Annotated in this window: 15 protein-coding genes; 9 read left to right on the top strand and 6 right to left on the bottom strand. The window is 40.6% G+C overall.

The genetic code is table 11. The features are described from left to right. Positions 1-162 precede the first annotated feature (162 nt). Complete coding sequence (locus ADF68_RS06180) at positions 163-870, bottom strand: hypothetical protein (RefSeq protein ID WP_239665536.1); 708 nt, start codon at positions 868-870, stop codon at positions 163-165. 144 nt (positions 871-1,014) lie between these two features. Here ADF68_RS06180 and ADF68_RS06175 point away from each other — a divergent pair, with 144 nt between their 5' ends. From ADF68_RS06175 to folK, 5 genes are all read left to right on the top strand, one after another. Then, positions 1,015-2,214, top strand: coding sequence for a phosphoglycerate kinase (locus ADF68_RS06175; RefSeq protein WP_049549063.1), 1,200 nt, complete (start codon positions 1,015-1,017; stop codon positions 2,212-2,214). Between the two features lie 150 nt (positions 2,215-2,364). Continuing rightward, positions 2,365-3,309: a dihydropteroate synthase gene (folP, locus tag ADF68_RS06170; protein WP_049549062.1), complete on the top strand. Its 945-nt coding sequence runs from the start codon at positions 2,365-2,367 to the stop codon at positions 3,307-3,309. Position 3,310: 1 nt separating this feature from the next. Further along, positions 3,311-4,609 carry a bifunctional folylpolyglutamate synthase/dihydrofolate synthase gene (locus tag ADF68_RS06165; protein WP_049549061.1) on the top strand — a complete coding sequence of 433 codons (1,299 nt, stop codon included), beginning with the start codon at positions 3,311-3,313 and terminating at the stop codon, positions 4,607-4,609. Between the two features lies 1 nt (position 4,610). After that, positions 4,611-5,165, top strand: coding sequence for a GTP cyclohydrolase I FolE (folE, locus tag ADF68_RS06160; RefSeq protein ID WP_049549060.1), 555 nt, complete (start codon positions 4,611-4,613; stop codon positions 5,163-5,165). A 39-nt stretch (positions 5,166-5,204) separates the two neighbouring features. Continuing rightward, positions 5,205-6,017, top strand: coding sequence for a 2-amino-4-hydroxy-6-hydroxymethyldihydropteridine diphosphokinase (gene folK, locus ADF68_RS06155; RefSeq protein WP_049549059.1), 813 nt, complete (start codon positions 5,205-5,207; stop codon positions 6,015-6,017). A 44-nt stretch (positions 6,018-6,061) separates the two neighbouring features. Here the strand turns inward: folK and ADF68_RS06150 are convergent, their stop codons facing one another. Then, on the bottom strand, positions 6,062-6,379 hold the full coding sequence (locus ADF68_RS06150) for a DUF960 domain-containing protein (RefSeq protein WP_049549058.1): 318 nt from the start codon (positions 6,377-6,379) through the stop codon (positions 6,062-6,064). Between the two features lie 205 nt (positions 6,380-6,584). On the opposite strand from ADF68_RS06150, the gene ccpA reads away from it, so the two are divergent. Then, complete coding sequence (ccpA, locus tag ADF68_RS06145) at positions 6,585-7,592, top strand: catabolite control protein A (protein WP_049549057.1); 1,008 nt, start codon at positions 6,585-6,587, stop codon at positions 7,590-7,592. Positions 7,593-7,849: 257 nt separating this feature from the next. Here ccpA and ADF68_RS06140 read toward each other — a convergent pair whose 3' ends face one another. Continuing rightward, positions 7,850-8,812, bottom strand: a complete 963-nt coding sequence (locus tag ADF68_RS06140; protein ID WP_049549056.1) for an asparaginase — start codon at positions 8,810-8,812, stop codon at positions 7,850-7,852. Positions 8,813-8,877: 65 nt separating this feature from the next. Between ADF68_RS06140 and ADF68_RS06135 the strand changes: the two genes are divergently transcribed. Beyond that, complete coding sequence (locus ADF68_RS06135; protein ID WP_049549055.1) at positions 8,878-10,269, top strand: Cof-type HAD-IIB family hydrolase; 1,392 nt, start codon at positions 8,878-8,880, stop codon at positions 10,267-10,269. A gap of 115 nt (positions 10,270-10,384) precedes the next feature. Here ADF68_RS06135 and ADF68_RS06130 read toward each other — a convergent pair whose 3' ends face one another. Continuing rightward, complete coding sequence (locus ADF68_RS06130) at positions 10,385-10,837, bottom strand: universal stress protein (protein WP_049504821.1); 453 nt, start codon at positions 10,835-10,837, stop codon at positions 10,385-10,387. Between the two features lie 144 nt (positions 10,838-10,981). Between ADF68_RS06130 and ADF68_RS06125 the strand changes: the two genes are divergently transcribed. Further along, positions 10,982-11,821, top strand: coding sequence for a metallophosphoesterase family protein (locus ADF68_RS06125; RefSeq protein WP_049549054.1), 840 nt, complete (start codon positions 10,982-10,984; stop codon positions 11,819-11,821). Positions 11,822-11,892: 71 nt separating this feature from the next. After that, the gene (locus tag ADF68_RS06120; RefSeq protein ID WP_049549053.1) at positions 11,893-12,330 is read left to right on the top strand and encodes an Rrf2 family transcriptional regulator; all 438 of its coding nucleotides are present in this window, start codon (positions 11,893-11,895) and stop codon (positions 12,328-12,330) included. A gap of 483 nt (positions 12,331-12,813) precedes the next feature. Here ADF68_RS06120 and ADF68_RS06115 read toward each other — a convergent pair whose 3' ends face one another. Next, positions 12,814-16,692, bottom strand: coding sequence for a pullulanase (locus tag ADF68_RS06115; protein ID WP_049549052.1), 3,879 nt, complete (start codon positions 16,690-16,692; stop codon positions 12,814-12,816). Positions 16,693-17,635: 943 nt separating this feature from the next. After that, positions 17,636-19,105, bottom strand: a complete 1,470-nt coding sequence (locus ADF68_RS06105) for a M protein trans-acting positive regulator PRD domain-containing protein (protein WP_049549050.1) — start codon at positions 19,103-19,105, stop codon at positions 17,636-17,638. Positions 19,106-19,461 lie beyond the last annotated feature (356 nt).

Here is a 19,461-nt window from a genome sequence, read left to right as displayed (position 1 = left end):
TGCCAAGTTGTAGTACTTTTTTCGAGGCTCTTTTGTCTTGTTCTTGTTTCAATTGACTATAACTTTGCTTAATGTAACTTCTTAGAAATAAAAAGAAAGATTTGATTCATAATAGAGTCAAATCTTTTTTTGAGTTTAAGAAGTGAAAATCTTGTTTGGGGGTTAAAATGCGTTCCAAATGAATAGGAAGATAAAAATACAACCCCAAGCGTTGCCTGTTCTCTTTTGAATGACGAGCATACCATAAATCAAGATAAAAACAGACAAAGCCTCTAAAATGGCATGGAGATGAAAGCTAATCATCCCATGAATCATCAGACAGATAAGAGCACAAGTCAAGGCTCCGTAATCAAGACAAGTCTGATGTGATGGAAAGCGACAGTTAATTTTGTTTGCAATGACAACATAATTAAAACCTTCCCAGAATCCCCAGATAAGTCCAATAAGGAGGAAACCCAAGATATTTGTCGGAAAAGAACTTGCCAGAACTTCTCTGGTTAAGAGGATGGATTGAAAGGGGATATAGGAATGAATCTGCCCTCTACTGATGAGAAAAAGAAGTAAGGGGAGACAGAGAGTAGCCGTCTGAATGAGGGTTGGGAGGAAGTGTTTAGCTAGCAAACCATATTGTTTCCAGCTTTCTTTTCTTCGAATCATTACCACGCTAGTCCCCAATCCAGCAACACAAAACTGGAGAGTTGCGAGAAAAAGAAGACGAGTCCAGACGGGAAACTCTGTTTGGTGAGAGAAATCAAGTATTTGTTTTTGGAAAAGGATGTATCCTATAAACGAAAGAATTGTCAAAATGGCAATGATATTGAGGTCTGAATCTGCCTCTTTTTGCTTATCTGTTAGAGTATTTTTCATCATTTAGAACTCCTTATCTTATTTTTTATTATAAAACAATAAGAAATAAAGGGCAATAAAGAACTGGAAAAGTTTAAGGTTTTGCTATCTCTTTTATTGATTTTGTGATATAATTAACACGTAAAAAAAATTAAGGAGTCTTTCCAAATGGCAAAATTGACTGTTAAAGACGTTGAGTTGAAAGGGAAAAAAGTTCTCGTTCGTGTTGACTTCAACGTTCCTGTAAAAGATGGCGTGATTACTAATGACAACCGTATCACTGCAGCTCTTCCAACTATCAAGTACATCCTTGAACAAGGTGGACGTGCGATTCTTTTCTCTCACCTTGGACGTGTAAAAGAAGAAGCAGACAAGGCTGGTAAATCACTTGCCCCTGTAGCTGCTGACTTGGCTGCTAAATTGGGTCAAGAAGTTACATTCCTTCCAGGTGTAACTCGTGGTGCTGAATTGGAAGCAGCTATCAACGCTCTTGAAGATGGACAAGTTCTTTTGGTTGAAAACACTCGTTTTGAAGATGTTGACGGTAAGAAAGAATCTAAAAACGATCCTGAACTTGGTAAATACTGGGCATCACTTGGAGATGGTATCTTCGTAAACGATGCATTCGGTACAGCTCACCGTGCACACGCATCTAACGTTGGTATCTCAGCAAACGTTGAAAAAGCAGTCGCTGGATTCCTTCTTGAAAACGAAATTGCCTACATCCAAGAAGCTGTTGAAGCTCCAGAACGTCCATTCGTGGCTATCCTTGGTGGTTCAAAAGTTTCAGACAAGATCGGTGTTATCGAAAACTTGCTTGAAAAAGCTGATAAAGTTCTTATCGGTGGTGGGATGACTTACACATTCTACAAAGCACAAGGTATCGAAATCGGTAACTCACTTGTAGAAGAAGATAAATTGGATGTTGCAAAAGATCTTCTTGAAAAAGCAAACGGCAAATTGATCTTGCCAGTTGACTCAAAAGAAGCGAACGCATTTGCTGACTACACTGAAGTGAAAGACACTGAAGGTGAAGCAGTAGACCCAGGATTCCTTGGTTTGGATATCGGTCCTAAATCTATCGCTAAATTTGACGAAGCTTTGACTGGTGCTAAAACAGTTGTGTGGAACGGACCAATGGGTGTATTTGAAAACCCTGACTTCCAAGCTGGTACAATCGGTGTGATGGATGCTATCGTTAAACAACCAGGCGTTAAATCAATCATCGGTGGTGGTGACTCAGCTGCCGCAGCTATCAACCTTGGTCGTGCAGACAAGTTCTCATGGATCTCTACTGGTGGTGGAGCATCAATGGAGCTTCTTGAAGGAAAAGTTCTTCCAGGACTTGCAGCATTGACTGAAAAATAAGAATATAAAAAAAGGAGAACTCAGCTTCTCCTTTTTTTGCGCTCTTTTGTAGTCTTAATGATATTAAGGAACTGAAAGATAATTGGACAGAATCCAAAAAAAACAGTAAAATAGAGAGATACCAATCTAAATGAAAATAGAGAGACTAGTGTGATAAAAAGAGAGAATCTTAGAAAAACATCTATTTGTGGAATTATCAATGTCACCCCTGATTCTTTTTCAGATGGGGGGAAGTTTTTTGCCGTTGAGGAAGCCTTGAAGCAGGCTAGAAAATTGATAGCTGAAGGAGCCACTATCTTAGATATCGGTGGGGAATCCACTCGACCTGGAAGTAGCTATGTTGAGATTGAAGAGGAAATCCAACGTGTGGTTCCAGTGATTCAGGCTATCCGTCAAGAAAGTGATGTGCTGATTTCGGTCGATACTTGGAAGAGTCAGGTTGCAGAAGCAGCTCTAAAAGCTGGAGCCCATATAGTCAATGACATTACAGGCCTCATGGGTGATGAGAAGATGGCAGAGGTGGTTGCCAGGGCTGGAGCTCAGGTAGTCATCATGTTTAATCCAGTCATGGCACGCCCTCAGCACCCTAGTTCACTCATATTTCCTCATTTTGGATTTGGAGAGACTTTTACAAAGGAAGACTTAGCAGACTTTGAACAACTGCCAGTAGAAGAATTGATGACAGCCTTCTTTGATCGTGCTCTAGTAAGAGCGGAAAAAGCAGGGATTTCGAAAGAAAACATCATGCTGGATCCAGGTATTGGCTTTGGCTTGACCAAAAAGGAAAATCTAATCCTCCTACGTGATATCGATAAACTGCACGAAATGGGCTATCCTATCTTTTTAGGAGTCTCTCGCAAGCGCTTTGTCATCAATATCCTCGAAGAAAATGGCTTTGAAGTCAATCCAGATACAGAAGCTGGCTTCCGCAATCGTGATATTGCTTCGGCTCATGTGACCAGCATTGCTGCTAGACAAGGTGTGGAAGTGGTGCGCGTGCATGATGTAACCAGTCACAAGATGGCAATCGAAATTGCATCAGCCATCCGTCTGGCAGACCATGCGGAAAATTTAGATTTGAAACAATATAAATAACATGATTAAAAACGAAACGAACCAGTGGATAGCAAACTACCGGACAGACCAACCGCATTTTGGCTTGGAACGAATGGTGGAACTATTAGCTTTACGTGGTAATCCCCATCTTAAGCTTAAGGTTATCCACATCGGTGGAACCAATGGTAAGGGCTCTACTATAGCTTTTTTGAAGAATATGTTGGAAAAGATGGGACTAAGAGTTGGTGTCTTTAGCTCACCCTATCTGATTCATTATACCGATCAGATTGCCATTAATGAGGAATCTATCCCAGAAGCAAGATTAGAGGCCTTGATGGTAGACTATCGCTCACTACTTGAGGGGGAGCATGCTCTTGCCATACAAGGAACGACAGAATTTGAAATTATCACTACCATAGCCTATGACTATTTTGCTTCTGAGCAAGTAGATGTGGCCATCATGGAAGTTGGCATGGGTGGACTTTTAGATAGTACCAATGTCTGTCAACCTATCTTGACTGGCATCACGACTATCGGATTAGACCATGTAGCGCTTTTAGGGGATAGCTTGGAAGCTATAGCAGAGCAGAAAGCTGGTATTATCAAACAAGGAATTCCCTTGGTGACAGGTCGCATTTCTCCAGAAGCCTTGTCGGTTATCGACCAGATTGCGAAAGCGAAACAAGCTTCTAGGCTTGCTTATGGGGAAGATTATCAAGTTAGCCATCATGAGAGTGTGGAGACGGGCGAAATCTTTGATTATTCAAGCTCAGTCAGACAAGGTCGTTTCCAAACAGGATTGCTTGGTTTGCACCAGGTAGAGAATGCTGGGATGGCGCTGGCCTTGTTAGATAGCTATTGCAAAGAGACTGGTCAAAAATTACCAGATAATGCTTTAGTGGCTCAAGCTTTGGAAGAAACAAGCTGGCCTGGACGCTTTGAAGTTGTTTCTAGAAGCCCTTTGATGATTTTAGACGGGGCTCACAATCCCCATGCTGTCAAGGCCTTGTTGGCTACCTTGGAAGAACGATTTGCTGATTATCACAAGGGAATCCTCTTTACTTGTATCAAAACCAAGGCCTTGGAGGATATGTTGGACTTGCTAGAAACTTTGTCCAATACTAAGATTACACTAACTCATTTTGAGGATAGTCGGGCGACGGATGAAAAAGTCTTGAAAGAGATAGCTGATTCTAGAAATCTCAACTACCAAAGTTGGCAGGAATTTCTAGACAAAAAATTATCAGAAAATGAAGAGAAAAAGACAGTTAGGATTATCACGGGCTCCTTATACTTTTTAGCCCAAGTGAGAACCTACCTAATGGAGAGGAAAAATTAGAATGGATACACAAAAGATTGAAGAAGCTGTAAAAATGATTATCGAGGCAGTTGGTGAGGATGCAAATCGCGAAGGCTTGCAGGAAACACCAGCCCGTGTCGCTCGTATGTACCAAGAGATTTTTTCAGGTCTTGGGCAAACTGCTGAAGAGCACCTGTCAAAATCCTTTGAGATTATCGACGATAATATGGTGGTAGAAAAGGATATCTTTTTTCATACCATGTGTGAACACCACTTTTTACCATTTTATGGTCGAGCTCATATTGCCTATATACCAGATGGGCGTGTAGCAGGCTTATCAAAGTTAGCTCGTACGGTGGAAGTATACTCTAAAAAGCCACAGATTCAAGAGCGTTTGAATATCGAAGTGGCTGATGCCTTGATGGAGTATTTGGGAGCCAAGGGAGCCTTCGTTGTCATTGAAGCAGAACATATGTGTATGAGTATGCGCGGTGTTCGAAAACCAGGAACTGCAACCTTGACAACAGTGGCTTGTGGTCTATTTGAGACAGATAAGGATCTTCGTGATCAAGCTTATCGTCTCATGGGACTTTAAAAATCCGCGTTAAGCGGATTTTTCTAGAAAGGACTAGTTATGGATCAACTGCGAATTAAAGACCTAGAAATTTTCGCCTTTCATGGACTTTTTCCTAGTGAGAAGGAACTGGGGCAGAAGTTTGTCGTTTCAGCCACCCTATCCTATGATATGACCAAGGCTGCGACAGACTTGGATTTAACTGCTTCTGTACATTACGGAGAACTTTGCCAGAAATGGACGACATGGTTTCAGGAAAATACTGAGGACTTGATTGAAACAGTAGCCTACAAACTAGTAGAGCGTACTTTTGAAACCTACCCTCTCGTTCAAGAGATTGAGCTGGAACTAAAAAAACCTTGGGCACCTATCCATCTACCGCTGGATACTTGTTCAGTAACCATCCACCGTCGCAAACAGCGTGCCTTTATCGCTTTAGGAAGCAATATGGGGGATAAGGCGGCTAATCTCAAGCAAGCTATTGACCAAATGCAAGCTCGTGGCATCCACATTCTCAAAGAGTCTAGTGTCTTGACGACCGAGCCTTGGGGTGGTGTGGAGCAGGATAGCTTTGCCAATCAAGTCATTGAAGTGGAAACCTGGTTGCCAGCTCCAATCTTGTTAGAAACCTTGTTAGAGATTGAATCAGAGATGGGACGGGTTAGAGAGGTTCATTGGGGACCTCGCTTGATTGACCTGGATTTGCTTTTTGTAGAGGACCAGATCATCTATACAGACGATCTCATCTTGCCTCATCCTTATATTGCTGAACGCCTCTTTGTCCTAGAATCACTCCAAGAAATAGCTCCGCATTTCATCCATCCAATACTGAAACAACCAATTCGTCACTTGTATCAAGAATTGAAAAAATAAGAAAACTCTAGTTTCCTAAGTATTTACAGAGGAGACTAGAGTTTTTAAAATAGGTCATTTTCTTCAGGGAGGAGAATAGTTTCCTTGCCATCCATATCTAGCACCAGAACTTTTGGTGGGTAGAGTGGATCAAAGGGGTGATTAAAATCAAAGTCAATCGTAGTCGAAAGGTGTTGACTTGAAAAACGGAAGGTGATGGAACCATCATTGTTCAAAAGTCGAAATTCGAGCTCATCTTCTAGCTCAAAAACATGCTTTAAAAAATGATCGATTATATACCAGATTGAATCGATAACATCGTCAGGTAAATTGGTCACTACACCGAAACTGGCACATCGTCTATGAGAATCTGTAAAAGCCATCCCTATCTCCTGATTGATTTTCTTATTATCATACTGCAAACTGCTAGAAAAATCAAGAAAAGTCAACTACCTTTAAAAAGATGAGAATGATTTTGAAATTTTTTCAACGAATCTTCATCAAATGCTTGAAAATGCTTACAATTAGTGGTAAAATGGAAGCAGTGGAATCATGAAAACAAAATTTTCAAAGTAGAAAGGAAACGGAATGAACACAGATGATACAGTAACAATTTATGACGTTGCCCGAGAAGCGGGAGTGTCAATGGCGACTGTCAGCCGTGTTGTCAATGGCAATAAGAACGTCAAAGAAAACACCCGTAAAAAAGTCCTAGAGGTTATTGAACGTCTAGATTATCGTCCTAATGCAGTAGCACGTGGTCTAGCAAGCAAGAAAACGACAACAGTTGGAGTCGTCATTCCAGATATCACAAATACTTATTTCTCTGCCCTTGCTAAAGGGATTGATGATATCGCGGAGATGTACAAATACAACATCGTCCTTGCCAATAGTGATGAGGATGATGAAAAGGAAGTATCTGTGGTCAATACTCTCTTTTCTAAACAGGTGGATGGCGTTATCTTCATGGGTTATCATTTAACTGAGAAGATTCGCTCAGAATTTTCACGCTCACGCACACCTGTGGTTCTTGCAGGAACAGTGGACGTAGAACACCAACTTCCAAGTGTCAATATTGACTATAAACATGCTACTGTTGATGCAGTCCGCCATCTCTTGAAACGAAATAAAAAAATTGCCTTCGTTAGTGGACCGTTAGTGGATGATATTAATGGCAAGATTCGCTTAGCTGGTTACAAAGATGCTTTGAAAGAAGCGGGAATTAACTACAGTGAAGGTCTTGTTTTTGAATCAAAATACCGTTATGATGATGGTTATGCCTTGGCAGAACGCTTGATTTCTTCTAAAGCAACAGCAGCGATTGTAACAGGTGACGAATTAGCGGCAGGTGTTTTGAACGGACTTGCTGACAAGGGAGTTTCTGTACCGGAAAACTTTGAAATTATCACCAGTGATGATTCACAAATCGCGCGCTATACTCGTCCAAACCTAACCACCATTGCGCAACCTTTGTATGACCTTGGTGCTATTAGTATGCGTATGTTGACGAAGATTATGCATAAGGAAGAGTTAGAAGAGCGTGAAGTTCTTTTGCCACATGGTTTGGTAGAACGTCATTCAACTCGTAAAGATTAACAAGAAGAGGTCGGGATAAAAATCCCGACCTCGCTTTTTAGTAGTAAAAACTTTTTGGTCAATGGTTCAAGTATCAAGTTGATGGTAGAAGGCTTGCGGGGGTGACTAGAAAACAAGATTTGATCTAGTAATTTATATCTCACCGACTTTTTTATACTCAATGAAAATCAAAGAGCAAACTAGGAAACTAGCCGCAGGCTGTACTTGAGTACGGCAAGGCGACGTTGACGAGGTTTGAATTTGATTTTCGAAGAGTATTATCCTTCCATATAGGCTCGTAATTCCTCTCCTGTAAGGCCAGCATTAATAGCAATGAGGAGTTTGAGACGAGCCTTTTGAGCATTGAGCTCTTTGACAAAGAAGACACCAGCCTTTTGTAGACAAACGCCACCGCCTTCATAGGCATAAACAGGTTCAGCAATCCCGTTAAAACAACGAGAAACCAAGGCGATTGGGAGTCCTTCTTGAATAAGGGCGTTCAATTTTTGTGATGTTTCCTTGGGGACATTTCCAGCACCAAAGGCCTGGATAATAAGACCATCTAGCTGGTCAACAGGAAGCAAATCAAGGAGTTCTTCTGTCATGCCAGCATAGACTGGAATAATTGGAACCAAGCCATGGATCCTATCAAGGTCAAAACGAACACGGGGTTCAGCTGTTTTGAAGTAGAGAATCTCGTGTTTCATGATGAGCCCAAGAGGGCCGTGGGTCGGCGTTTGAAAGGTACTAACATTTGTCGTATGCGTCTTGGTCACATACTTAGCAGCGTGGATTTCATCATTCATCACGACCAAGACACCCTTATCAGCAGCCTTATCGTCACTCGCTACGCGTAGGGCACTGAGATAATTGTAGACACCATCGCTTCCGAGTTCGTTGGAACTACGCATGGCCCCTGTTAGTACGATCGGTTTGTGAGGAACCTCCATGGTATCGAGGAAATAGGCAGTTTCCTCCAAGGTATCTGTCCCATGTGTAACTACGAAACCGTCATAATGATCAGACTCCTCTTTGATTTTTTGATAGAGGGCCAGCATATGCTTGGGTTTAATATGGGGACTTGGCAGATTAAAAAAGTCGAGGGCGTGGACTTCAACTCCTTCAAGTGGATTGGATACATGATTCATAGGGTTTTCTTGGCTAGTTACAACAGCGCCAGAGTCATCGGCTTGCATGGAAATAGTACCACCCGTATGTAAAACAAGGATTTTCTTAGGCATGATTTACTCACTCTTTCTGAAATGTGGTATAATCATTGTATCACAAAAGGGGAGAATGAGGTAGGATGGAAGTCAAAGCTGTTTTTTTTGATATCGATGGAACACTGGTCAACGATCGCAAGAGTGTTTTGAAATCCACTAAGGACGCGATTAAGATTGTGAAGGAACAGGGGGTGCTTGTTGGAGTAGCGACAGGGCGAGGACCTTTTTTTGTTAAGGATTTAATGGAAGATTTAGATCTGGATTTTGCCATAACCTATAACGGCCAATATATCTTTAATAAAGACAGAGTTTTGTTTACAAGTCCTCTTTCCAAGTCTCATTTACGGCAGTTGATCACCTATGCCAAAAAAGAGGGCAAGGAGATTGCTCTAGGGACCAAGGATGCCATGCTGGGTTCGAAAATCATGTCTTTTGGCCTAGGTTCTTTTTCTCAAAGGGTGAGTCGTTTTATCCCCTCTATGTTGACTCGTACAGTTAGTCATTCCTTTAATCGAATGGTGAGTAAGGTTGTTCCTCAGAAGGAAGAAGACTTGCTTCAGTTGATGAATCAGCCCATTTATCAAGTTTTGATGCTAATGACGCCAGAAGAATCTGAGAAAGCAGCAGCTGATTTTAAAGACTTGAAATTAACTCGTAGTAATCCTTTTGCAGCCGATGTCATCAACCAAGGAAATTCCAAGTTAGAAGGCATTCGCCGAGTCGGAAAAGAGTATGGTTTTGATCTCAATCAAGTCATGGCCTTTGGTGATTCGGATAATGACCTAGAAATGTTGGCGGGTGTTGGGATGTCAGTTGCTATGGGCAATGGTAGTAGCAGTGTCAAGGAAGTGGCGAAGCATATCACAACCAGCAACCAGCAAGATGGGATTCACAAGGCCTTGGAACACTTTGGTGTTTTGGCTTCAGAGAAAGTCTTTGTCAGCCGTGACTATCATTTCAATAAGGTCAAGACCTTCCACCACATGATGGATGAACGAACTCAGGAAGAACCAAAGGCTTGGGATTTAGAAGGTGCCACCCATAGAGCGGGATTTAAGATAGAAGAACTGGTCGAGTTTGTTCGAGCTGCTAGCTCTTCTGAAGAAGACTTCGAACGGGCAGTTGGACAGTTACACCAAGCATTGGATCAAGCAGCAGAGAAAGTAGTCAAGAAGACACCTGCTCAACAAGATTTGATAGGGCAAGTAGATGCCTTAATTGATACCTTGTATTTCACCTATGGTAGCTTTGTTTTGATGGGAGTGGATCCAGAAAGGATTTTTGATATTGTCCATCAAGCCAATATGGGTAAAATGTTTCCCGATGGAAAAGCTCATTTTGACCCAGTGACCCACAAGATCCTAAAACCGGATGACTGGGAAGAAAAATACGCTCCAGAGCCTGCTATTAAAAAGGAAATTGAGCGCCAGATAAAGGCCTATGAACGCCACAAGGAAAGAGAAGATAAAAAATAGGCGATCGCAGAGGAAGCCTGGAATGATATTTTGAGTTCCTAGCTCTAACTACGACATCAACAATTTATAAAAAAATGAGGTTAGGAGAAAAATCCCAACCTCATTTCTGTTTTTATTACAAAGTTTTATCCTTATCTCTAACGACGAGAAGGTCAACGCTGGTATGGCGTAGGATATATTCTGATGAAGAACCAACTAGCAGGCGCTCGAAAGCATTGAGCCCTGTTGCTCCAACCAAAATCAAATCAACCTTTTCTTTGTCTGGAATTGTTTTAGCTAAGAGAGTTTTAGGGTTACCCATCTCAATAACAACTTTTATGTCTGTGAGACCAGCATCTCTTGCACGCTTTTCGTATTCTGCCATCAAATCGTTGGCCTCTACTTGCAATTCTTCGTAAACTTCGGCATCAAATGTTGAGATGCTTTGAAGAGCACGTGTGTCAATGACATGGGCAATCGTTAGTTTTGCTTGGTTACGCAGTGCTGAATGAACCCCTTTGATGAAAGCCAAGTCAGCTTCCTTAGAACCGTCAACTGCTACCATGATATTTTCATAACGTTGTGTCATAGCAAAAACCTCCTCATTCTTATTATCTTCATTGTAATCCTTTTCACTAAAAAAGTAAAGTAAAAAACGATAGGAATATAGATACTTTTTGACTTTGACTTGGAGTTTGTTATAATAAAAATAGAAAAACTAAGAGGAAAAGATATGACAAAAGTCGCAGTATTATCAGATATACATGGCAATACAACAGCCTTAGAGGCTGTTCTGGCAGATGCTCAGAAGGCGGGGGTTGATGAGTATTGGCTCTTAGGAGATATCCTCATGCCTGGAACAGGACGAAAAAATATTCTCCAGAGATTGGACACTTTACCCATTACTCTTAGAGTTCTGGGCAATTGGGAAGATAGTCTTTGGCGAGCCTGTCATCGCAAGTTAGATGAAAGCAGACCGAGCCATCGCTACCTCTTGCGCCAGTGTCAGTATATTATGGAAGAAATTAGTAGCCAGGAGATTGAGGCACTGCAGGATTATCCTTTGCAAGTGCATCGCCAGTTTGGAGATCTGAAGCTAGGGATTAGTCATCACTTGCCTGATAAAAACTGGGGGCGAGAATTGATTCATATGGGAAAGCAAGAGGATTTTGATCGTCTTGTCACCAATCCAGAATGCGATATTGCCATTTATGGTCATATCCATCAGCAGTTTCTTCGCTATGGTAGTGGTGGTCAGCTTATCCTGAATCCAGGTTCGATTGGGCAACCCTTCTTTTTATCTGGGAATTTACGCAAGGACTTGCGGGCCCAATACATGATCTTAGAATTTGACGAAAAAGGTTTAAAAGATGCTGATTTTCGTCGTGTCGATTATGATATTGAGGCAGAATTACAGCTAGCCAAAGACTTAAATTTACCCTACTACCAAGTTTATTATGAAAGCTTGGTTAATGGGATTCACCATACCCATAATCAAGACTTACTTCATGAAATTGCTCAAGAACAAGGACATGATGCTGAGTTGGATGACTGGCTTAGTGGTAACTCTTGACATTACAACTACAAGAGATATAATAAATATAAGAAAAAGAACGAGTTAGTCTACTTAAAAAGGAGGAGAAGATGCAAATTTCAAGTCGATTTACCATTGCGACTCACATGTTGATTATTATTGCCCTAAAAGGGAAAGAAAGCAAGGTGACTAGTGATTTTCTAGCTAGTAGTGTTGGAGTCAATCCTGTCATTATCCGTAAGACCTTATCTCAACTGAAAAAAGCTGAGTTGATCTCAGTTGCGCGTGGAACTGGTGGAGCAGAGATTATCAAAGACCTAGAGGACATCAGCTTATTAGATGTTTACCAAGCAGTTGAATGCCTTGGAAAGACTGGACAACTCTTTAGTTTTCATGATAATCCCAATCCAGCCTGCCCAGTTGGTGCAAATATCCATGGAGTTTTAGATGAGAAATTACAAAAGATTCAGCTAGCTATGGAGCAGGAGTTGGGTCAAACCAGTCTTGCCCAAGTAGTGGCAGATGCAGAAGCAAGGATAGAGAAATAAGAGCTTCTAGAAAGAGGCGGAACGTAGACATACCCTATCAGTAATAAAAAAATTGCCCTTATAGAGGTTGGATACTATATAGTAAAAACTCTTAGAAATGCTGACATAATGCTATTTTTAAGAGTTTTTTATTTTCTCTAGTAAAAGAAAGAGATTGAAGCAACTTGATCAAAATGAACCTTTTTTAAAATCTGAAGAGGCGAGACACAAACATAATTTTAGTAGAATATTGAGTATAAATCTTTCCACAATATAGTGGATTGAAATAAGATATGAACAAATCGATTAGGAAAGTCAAAATAATTTTTAAAAATGTTTTAGAATTCGTAGCGTACTATTCTAAGTTCAATCTACTATAAAACGCATATTATCAAGTTTTTTTAAACATCTGATAATATGCGTTTTTCTGATTTTAAAGACTTTTATCCCAGCCTCTTTTTACATGTCTTTCTATCCAGTTGCTAGATTTATAGAAACCTTGGTTTATTGTTCCTTTCTTGACTTTAGGAAACTTCCAAGTCCAAGAAGGGACAGAATGCTGAATCCAACAAGAGCAAGAGGTGATTTGTTTTCAGTTCCTGTGTTTGGAAGGACTTTTTGTGCTGGTGAGTCAGTTCCAGATTGAGTTGCGTCAGTTTTGTTAGCTAGAGTTTGAGAGTTAGTTGCGTCAGTTTTGCTAGCTAAAGTTTGAGCGTTAGTTGAGTCAGACTGGTTAGCTAGAGTTTGAGCGTTAGTTGAGTCAGTTTTGCTAGCTAAAGTTTGAGCGTTAGTTGAGTCAGACTGGTTAGCTAGATTTTGAGAGTTAGTTGCGTCAGTTTTGTTAGCTAGAGTTTGCCCTTTAGCTTCTGGCTTGTCTGTATTTGTTTTAGGTGTGCTTGGTTGCACTTCTGGTTTTTCTTGGGTTGAAGGAAGTGCTGGAGACTCTTTAGTGATGCGCAAAACAGTAGCCGTAAGAGCGTTCAATTTCAAACCATTTTCTGTCCATGCCAGTCCTTGAGGCTTGGCAATGGCCAATGTTCCAGCTTGGTTTTCATCTGCAAGAACTTGGGCATTTCTCAAGTGGGCAAATTCAGATCCTAGAGTGAATTCGCGAGCTTTTTCGTCCGCATTGACAAAGACTGCGTAGATATCTCCATTTGGAGCAGTGATTTGGTAGCCAATCACTACGTCCTCTTTTTCCACACCATTTTGTCCTGGGACAGTAATGAGGCGGACACGTTCCTTGATATCTTCAAGACTCTTGAGTCGGAAGGCATCTGTTGATTGACGCAGAGCAATCAAACCTTTCATGTAGTTACGGCTCTTGACATTTTCAGGGAAAGCTTTACCATCAGTTGCCTTGGTCCAATCAAACTTGTTGACAGCATCACTTGAGTCGTAAGAGTCATGGATGAAGTAAGGATAGTCAAATGGATTACCATCCTTGTCACGAAGTAAGTGAGATTTATTTGGTACCTTATCCTCTGAAACTGGTGTCTTGTAAGCAGGGTCACGGAATTGTTTGGTACGTCCATATTCCTGCCCAGAGTGGATAAACGGAGTTCCTTGAGCTGTCAAGACCATGAGGTTTCCAAGTCGTAAACGACGATGAATTTCAGCATAGTTCTCAGCCTTGCTTGGGTCTTTTTTGATAGACTGGGCAATGATATCAAAGAGGGTCAAGTTATCATGGGCTGCGATATACTGGATAACATCTCCAGGACTGTCTGCTTCAAAGTTGGTTGGTTGAGCAATGAGATTTTTGAAGATGGTATTGATATCACGCTTGCCACCTGTGATAAAGGCAGGTTGACCTTCATTTGGATAACCTGACTTGAGGTTGTTACGGATGTCGTCTGAAAAGACAGCAACAGTATCTGTGTGTTTCATCCAATCCTGATCAGCAGGTCTAGTAGGCGTATTTTCATCACCAGAATAGGTTCTCCAACCTTCACCAAGCATGATGAGATTTGGATTGAGGGCGCGTGCAGCCTTGTAAGCTTCTTCGACAGAAGCTGCATCATGATCTCCCATCATATCGAAACGGAAACCATCCACTTTGTAGGTGTCAACCAGATACTTGATAGAATCTACCATGACGCGTTTAGACATGTAGTGGGTTGTTCCTAGACGACCACCACCAAAGCTAGTACGAGGTGTCCCGTCTGCATCCATGAAGTGGTAGTAGTTTGGCTCAAGATCTTCAAAGATATCGACATTGGCAGTATGGTTGTAAACTACGTCTAAGATAGCACCCATGCCACGTTTATGGATTTCGTTGACAAGGTTCTTAAATTCTGCGATACGTTTTTCTGGATCCTTAGGATTGCTTGAGTACATACCAGTCAATGAGAAGTAGTTTTGAGGGTCATAACCCCAGTTGTAGTTGCTATCGCTTGAAGCATAGGCGGACAAGCGTTCTTGGTTCTTCAATTCATTGACAAAGTAGTATGACAAGACTGGAAGGAGCTGGATATGGGTCACGCCCAAGTCTTTGAGGTAGTCTAGTTTTTCGATAAAGGCTTCAAAAGTACCAAATGGCTTAGTCAAATCTTTTGCGATGGCAGGATCTGAAGTGAAGTCACGAACGTGAGCCTCGTAGATAACAGCATCTTCGCGAGATTTGAAATTGCGAATCTTACCATAGGTCAAGTCTTGCGGCCCTAGTTTTGCTGGGTCTACAAAAGCAGCTTTAGCAACTTTATGGGCAGCATCTGTTTTTGCTAGATCGCTGTTCCAAGCTGCCAGAGATTTAGCATAAGGATCTAGTGCGAGAACAGTCTTGCCTTGGCGCTCGATTTGATATTGGTAGTAGTAGCCAGTATAGTTGCTGATGCCAAGACCAGAGTTTTCATTCAGAGTTTGTTTCCAGGTTCCTTTTTCTCCTTTTTCAAGGGCGACGGTTCCGACTACTTTTTCAGGATCTTTCTTATCGTAGACGACAACTGAAACCTTATCGGCACTTGGAGACCAAAGAGTCAGATCAACAAGTTTGCCATCTTCTTTAAGATTTGCACCGAGTGGACCGTCGTAACTGTAAGTCTCGTCTTTGAGACGCCAGCTTGAACGAGTTGTAAAACGGTCTGAATCATAGGCAACGGTGTAAGGGTTTTGAGTGTCAGAAAAATCACCGATGTAGGTTACTTTCTTACCTGCTTCATCAACTGTAACATCTGTGATTGTCACTTTATTTCCTTGGTGGTCAGTGATGTTGGAATGTTTAAGGATGTCTTCTTTTTTAGCCCCAACTAGGGTAGAAAAACTGCTTTCAATACGAGATTTAGCTACATGTTGGGCACCAGTCATACGGATATCGTGTACATAGTAAGGGTTGGTGTAGATGGTTTCGTCATCATCCTTAAGGAAGATTTGACTATGGTTTTTCAGGTCAGTAAATTTATAATCTTCTTTTCTGATTTTCACATCATCGCCTTTCTTGCTCTCATCTAATAGTAAAAATCCAAATTCTCTTGCGGCTTCATTGAGCGGAATATCGATGTAGCGTCCGTGTTTTCCACTTGCAGTAAAGTCTGTACCGTCAGGCCATTCACCATTGCTTGGAGTCTTCACATCTCCCCAGTACCAGAGGGATTTCTTGTCATAGTTGCCATCGGTGCGGAAATAGTTGACGCGGATCGTTCCCGCTGGCTGAGGTTGGTAGTTGTGGACTTTGTAGTCCTCATCTAGCCAAGCTTCATTCATCTTTGGAGAGAGGCGCTCTACTGAACGATCTCCAGTAAGGTTGTCCCCTTTGGTGTTGTTAATGAGGAAGCTGATTTTCTTGGCTTGCTCATTTTTTAGTTTGACATCTAGGTAGTAGCCGTAGTCGTCTTTCTTGGCATCCTTGAAAGACTGGGCGCCATTTGGCCAGTTCTCAGATGGTTTTTCAACATCATCCCAAGTCCAAAGACCTTGCGAATCTTGGTTTTCTTGAGGAAGTTTTTTGACATGGATACGGAAGTAGTTGTCTGCGATTGGGGTTTCAGATACAGTGTCTGCTGGCGAAGCTTTCTCAGCGGCTAGACTTGATACTTCTGTTTTATCGTCTTTATTGTTTGGAAGGCTTGGAGTAGCTTCAGTTGTAGTTGTTTCAGAAACTGCTACTGGTTCAGATGTTTTAGACTCTAGGGAAGCGTTTGCATCTTTGTGGTCCAAAATAGGCGTTTTTTCCTCAGCTTGGCTGGTTTCTGTAGTAGCTGGGTTTGCGCTAATAGCGCTTACATTTTCTTGCGTGCCAGGACTAGTTTCAGCTGCAGATACAGAAGGTGCTGTTAGGGCAAGGAGGATAAAGCTTGCTCCAATAAGGACAGAGCCAGTTCCGTTTTTCAGAGAACGGATGCTGTAAATCATTTTTTTATCTGGTTGAGATGACGTGTTTTTCATAGACACTCTCCTATCATTTATTTCTATCTTAGTATAGCACGGAGTAACAGTTTATGCAATCGTTTTCTTGAATTTTATAGATGAGAAATCAGACTATGTGAAAAATCATCCTCCATTAAAATCAAATCCCCTTTTTGTTGATAGTCTACTGAAGAAATATCCTAGCCTGAGTAAAAACATTGACATTGACCAGCTCATCAGTAGATCTTACTATATTCTAGCAAAGCAAGGAAAAAGTTTTTAGAGAGTGGGACAGAAATCGGTAATTCGTTAGAATTCGATTTCGTCATCCCACCTCCGCACAGTTGAGTAGGGCTGTAAAAGCTGATGAAATCAGCGTAGTAGAGTCCACTCAACCACTGCGTCTTGCTCGACAATCCAAAGACAATTGAGAGGCTAGGACTTTTGTCCCAGACTCATTGTTAAATGAAATAAAATCTCAACAAATTTACTAGAGAACTTAAGTCAATTTCTAGCAATTTTTTAGAATTCACAATGCATAATAGATTGAATCTAGAATAGTACATAACGACTGCTAAAAATATTTCTAGAAATTAGTTTGACTTTCCTAATCGAATTGTTCATACCTTATTTCAATCTATTATAGTGTTTTATATTTAATCTATCATACAACAAAATTATTGTAAATGAGCAAAAATTTATCGACAAGTGCGAATCCATTGTTGAAAGTAATACTCAATGAAAATCAAAGAGCAAACTAGGAAATTAGCCGCAGGTTGCTCAAAACACTGTTTTGAGGTTGTGGATAAAACTGATAAAGTCAGCTCAAAGCACTGCTTTGAGGTTGCAGATGGACGTTGACGCGGTTTGAAGAGATTTTCGAAGAGTATAAAAACGCATAATATCAAGTTTTTAAGATAACTGACATTATGCGTTTGTATATGTTTTAGTCTGCTTACTTGGTTATAAAACAGAGGCTTTTTTAAAGTTTACTAATGGAAAGAGTATTGAGTTCATTGACGACTTGTAGATTAGCCATGCGACCGACGTTCATAAGTTTCGGATGAACTAATCCTTCAATATCAAAGTTGGTAATGATGGCATCGTAACCCGCTTCCATGATTTCATTGACATTTAGTGTCGCTTTATCCCATGTTTCAAAGTGGATGTTTCTAGAGGTGTAAAATTGATAGAGTGAAATCAAAGCCTGAGGATGGGCAAAGTCAAACTCACTCAAAACAAGAACACGAACCTTGGTTTGGTGCTTTAGGAGTTGTTCCATTAGATCAGTTGCGTGGGTTAAAAGAGTATAGACTAGATGGATTACAGCGTGAAGCTGCTCCTTTTGTCCCAAGCTAGACTTATAGCGCATCATTTCAAAACTAGCTGCTTCGTAAAAATCTGGGAAGAACTTTTTAATCTTATTCAGTGCATAAGATTTGTTATGAGAAATGATAGATTCTGAGTTGATTTCTTGACGTTCTAGAAATGCAGTGTTATGCAAGTGCCAAATCAATTGATCGGTATTTGAAAAGTGGACATCAAACTGTCGGGTAAGATTGTCTAGGACATCTCGAGCTGAGTGATAGGAGTGATCGACTTTCTCATTGTCTTTCCGCGCCTCTAGGAAATCCTCGACCGTGAAGAAAATCCCCTCTTGAGTATAGGAGCTGAAAATTTGGTCAATAGTTGTAAAATCGAGTGTGATTCCAAGACGCTCACCAAGAGATTGCAATTCCTGCTGGAAGTTTGAAAGTTGACTAAAAATAGGGCAAAGAGAGTCAAACTCGATTTCCCCTTTAGGTCTCGGTAAAATCTTTGCTCGATGGAGATTGACTGCAATTTGTATCTTCAGCTGAAACATATTTTGGTAGGTGATGGGATAGCCTGTTACCTTGGCAAGAAAAGTCACAAGTTCCTCTACATCTTCAGAAGACAGATCAAATGGCCATTTGAAGAAACCATAGGCTTCATGGAAATACTGGGCAAAAAAGAAGCGAATGTCTCTTTCGTCTCCAATAATTGAAATAGGCGTCACCTTGAGCTTGAATTTATATTTTGGCTGCAGAATATTATTGATTTCAGCAACCTTCTTACGAAGTGAGGGAAGAGAAATGTCAAGCGTTTGAACTAGGTGCTTGAAAGTAAATGGTTCTTCTAATAGGAAGAAAGCTCTGAGTACCTGAAAATTAACAGACTCTTGCAAAACGTGTCTATAAATTCGCTCAATACCAAAATTATGTTCGTTCGTCAGTCTGATACCAGCGGTTGATGATAGAATATCAAAACAAGAAAGTTGCTCGCGCATTTCTTTAATATCGCTTTTGATGATGCGTCCATTCAAATCTAGAATATCGGCCAAGGTGTCAATATGAATCCATTCTTGGTTCTCAAATAAGTATTCTAGAATTTTTAATTGTCTCTGTTCTTTGTGAGATAATAGTTCTCTCATAGAAAATACTCCTTGAAAATATAATGTATTATAAACAAAAAAAGATAAAAAAATTATCAGGGCTTTTTTCTATTATAGCATGTTTTCGGAAAAAATTTTTAAAATTCGTTTATAAATTATCAATTTTTATAATAATTTTACTAAAAAAATCGAAAATTTGGAAATGATTTGCATCAAATGTTTTTTTTTTTTCTAAAAGGAGCAAAAGACTTGACTATGTTGATACCATATTTTATAATAGCAACGTATGTAAAACACATGCGACTCTAATAAAAAATAAATAGGAGATAAGAATGTATTTTAATCGTAAAAATGCAGAGCAGAAGAACTGGCGTATGATTAAAAAAGGAAAACAT

Origin of the sequence: Streptococcus pseudopneumoniae, assembly GCF_001068775.1 — a bacterium.
Classification (GTDB): domain Bacteria; phylum Bacillota; class Bacilli; order Lactobacillales; family Streptococcaceae; genus Streptococcus; species Streptococcus pseudopneumoniae_N.
The sequence above is the reverse complement of the archived record's forward strand: the minus strand, read 5'-3'. Positions and strand labels throughout refer to the sequence as shown.

Excerpts from the sequence above, each read along its gene's own strand:
- ADF68_RS06115 (WP_049549052.1), bottom strand. The coding sequence starts at position 16,692 with ATGAAAAACACGTCATCTCAACCAGATAAAAAAATGATTTACAGCATC.
- ADF68_RS06150 (WP_049549058.1), bottom strand. The coding sequence starts at position 6,379 with ATGGCTTTTACAGATTCTCATAGACGATGTGCCAGTTTCGGTGTAGTG.
- ADF68_RS06140 (WP_049549056.1), bottom strand. The coding sequence starts at position 8,812 with ATGCCTAAGAAAATCCTTGTTTTACATACGGGTGGTACTATTTCCATG.
- ADF68_RS06175 (WP_049549063.1), top strand. The coding sequence starts at position 1,015 with ATGGCAAAATTGACTGTTAAAGACGTTGAGTTGAAAGGGAAAAAAGTT.
- folE (WP_049549060.1), top strand. The coding sequence starts at position 4,611 with ATGGATACACAAAAGATTGAAGAAGCTGTAAAAATGATTATCGAGGCA.
- folK (WP_049549059.1), top strand. The coding sequence starts at position 5,205 with ATGGATCAACTGCGAATTAAAGACCTAGAAATTTTCGCCTTTCATGGA.
- ADF68_RS06135 (WP_049549055.1), top strand. The coding sequence starts at position 8,878 with ATGGAAGTCAAAGCTGTTTTTTTTGATATCGATGGAACACTGGTCAAC.
- ccpA (WP_049549057.1), top strand. The coding sequence starts at position 6,585 with ATGAACACAGATGATACAGTAACAATTTATGACGTTGCCCGAGAAGCG.
- ADF68_RS06125 (WP_049549054.1), top strand. The coding sequence starts at position 10,982 with ATGACAAAAGTCGCAGTATTATCAGATATACATGGCAATACAACAGCC.
- ADF68_RS06130 (WP_049504821.1), bottom strand. The coding sequence starts at position 10,837 with ATGACACAACGTTATGAAAATATCATGGTAGCAGTTGACGGTTCTAAG.
- ADF68_RS06165 (WP_049549061.1), top strand. The coding sequence starts at position 3,311 with ATGATTAAAAACGAAACGAACCAGTGGATAGCAAACTACCGGACAGAC.
- ADF68_RS06180 (WP_239665536.1), bottom strand. The coding sequence starts at position 870 with ATGATGAAAAATACTCTAACAGATAAGCAAAAAGAGGCAGATTCAGAC.
- ADF68_RS06120 (WP_049549053.1), top strand. The coding sequence starts at position 11,893 with ATGCAAATTTCAAGTCGATTTACCATTGCGACTCACATGTTGATTATT.
- ADF68_RS06105 (WP_049549050.1), bottom strand. The coding sequence starts at position 19,105 with ATGAGAGAACTATTATCTCACAAAGAACAGAGACAATTAAAAATTCTA.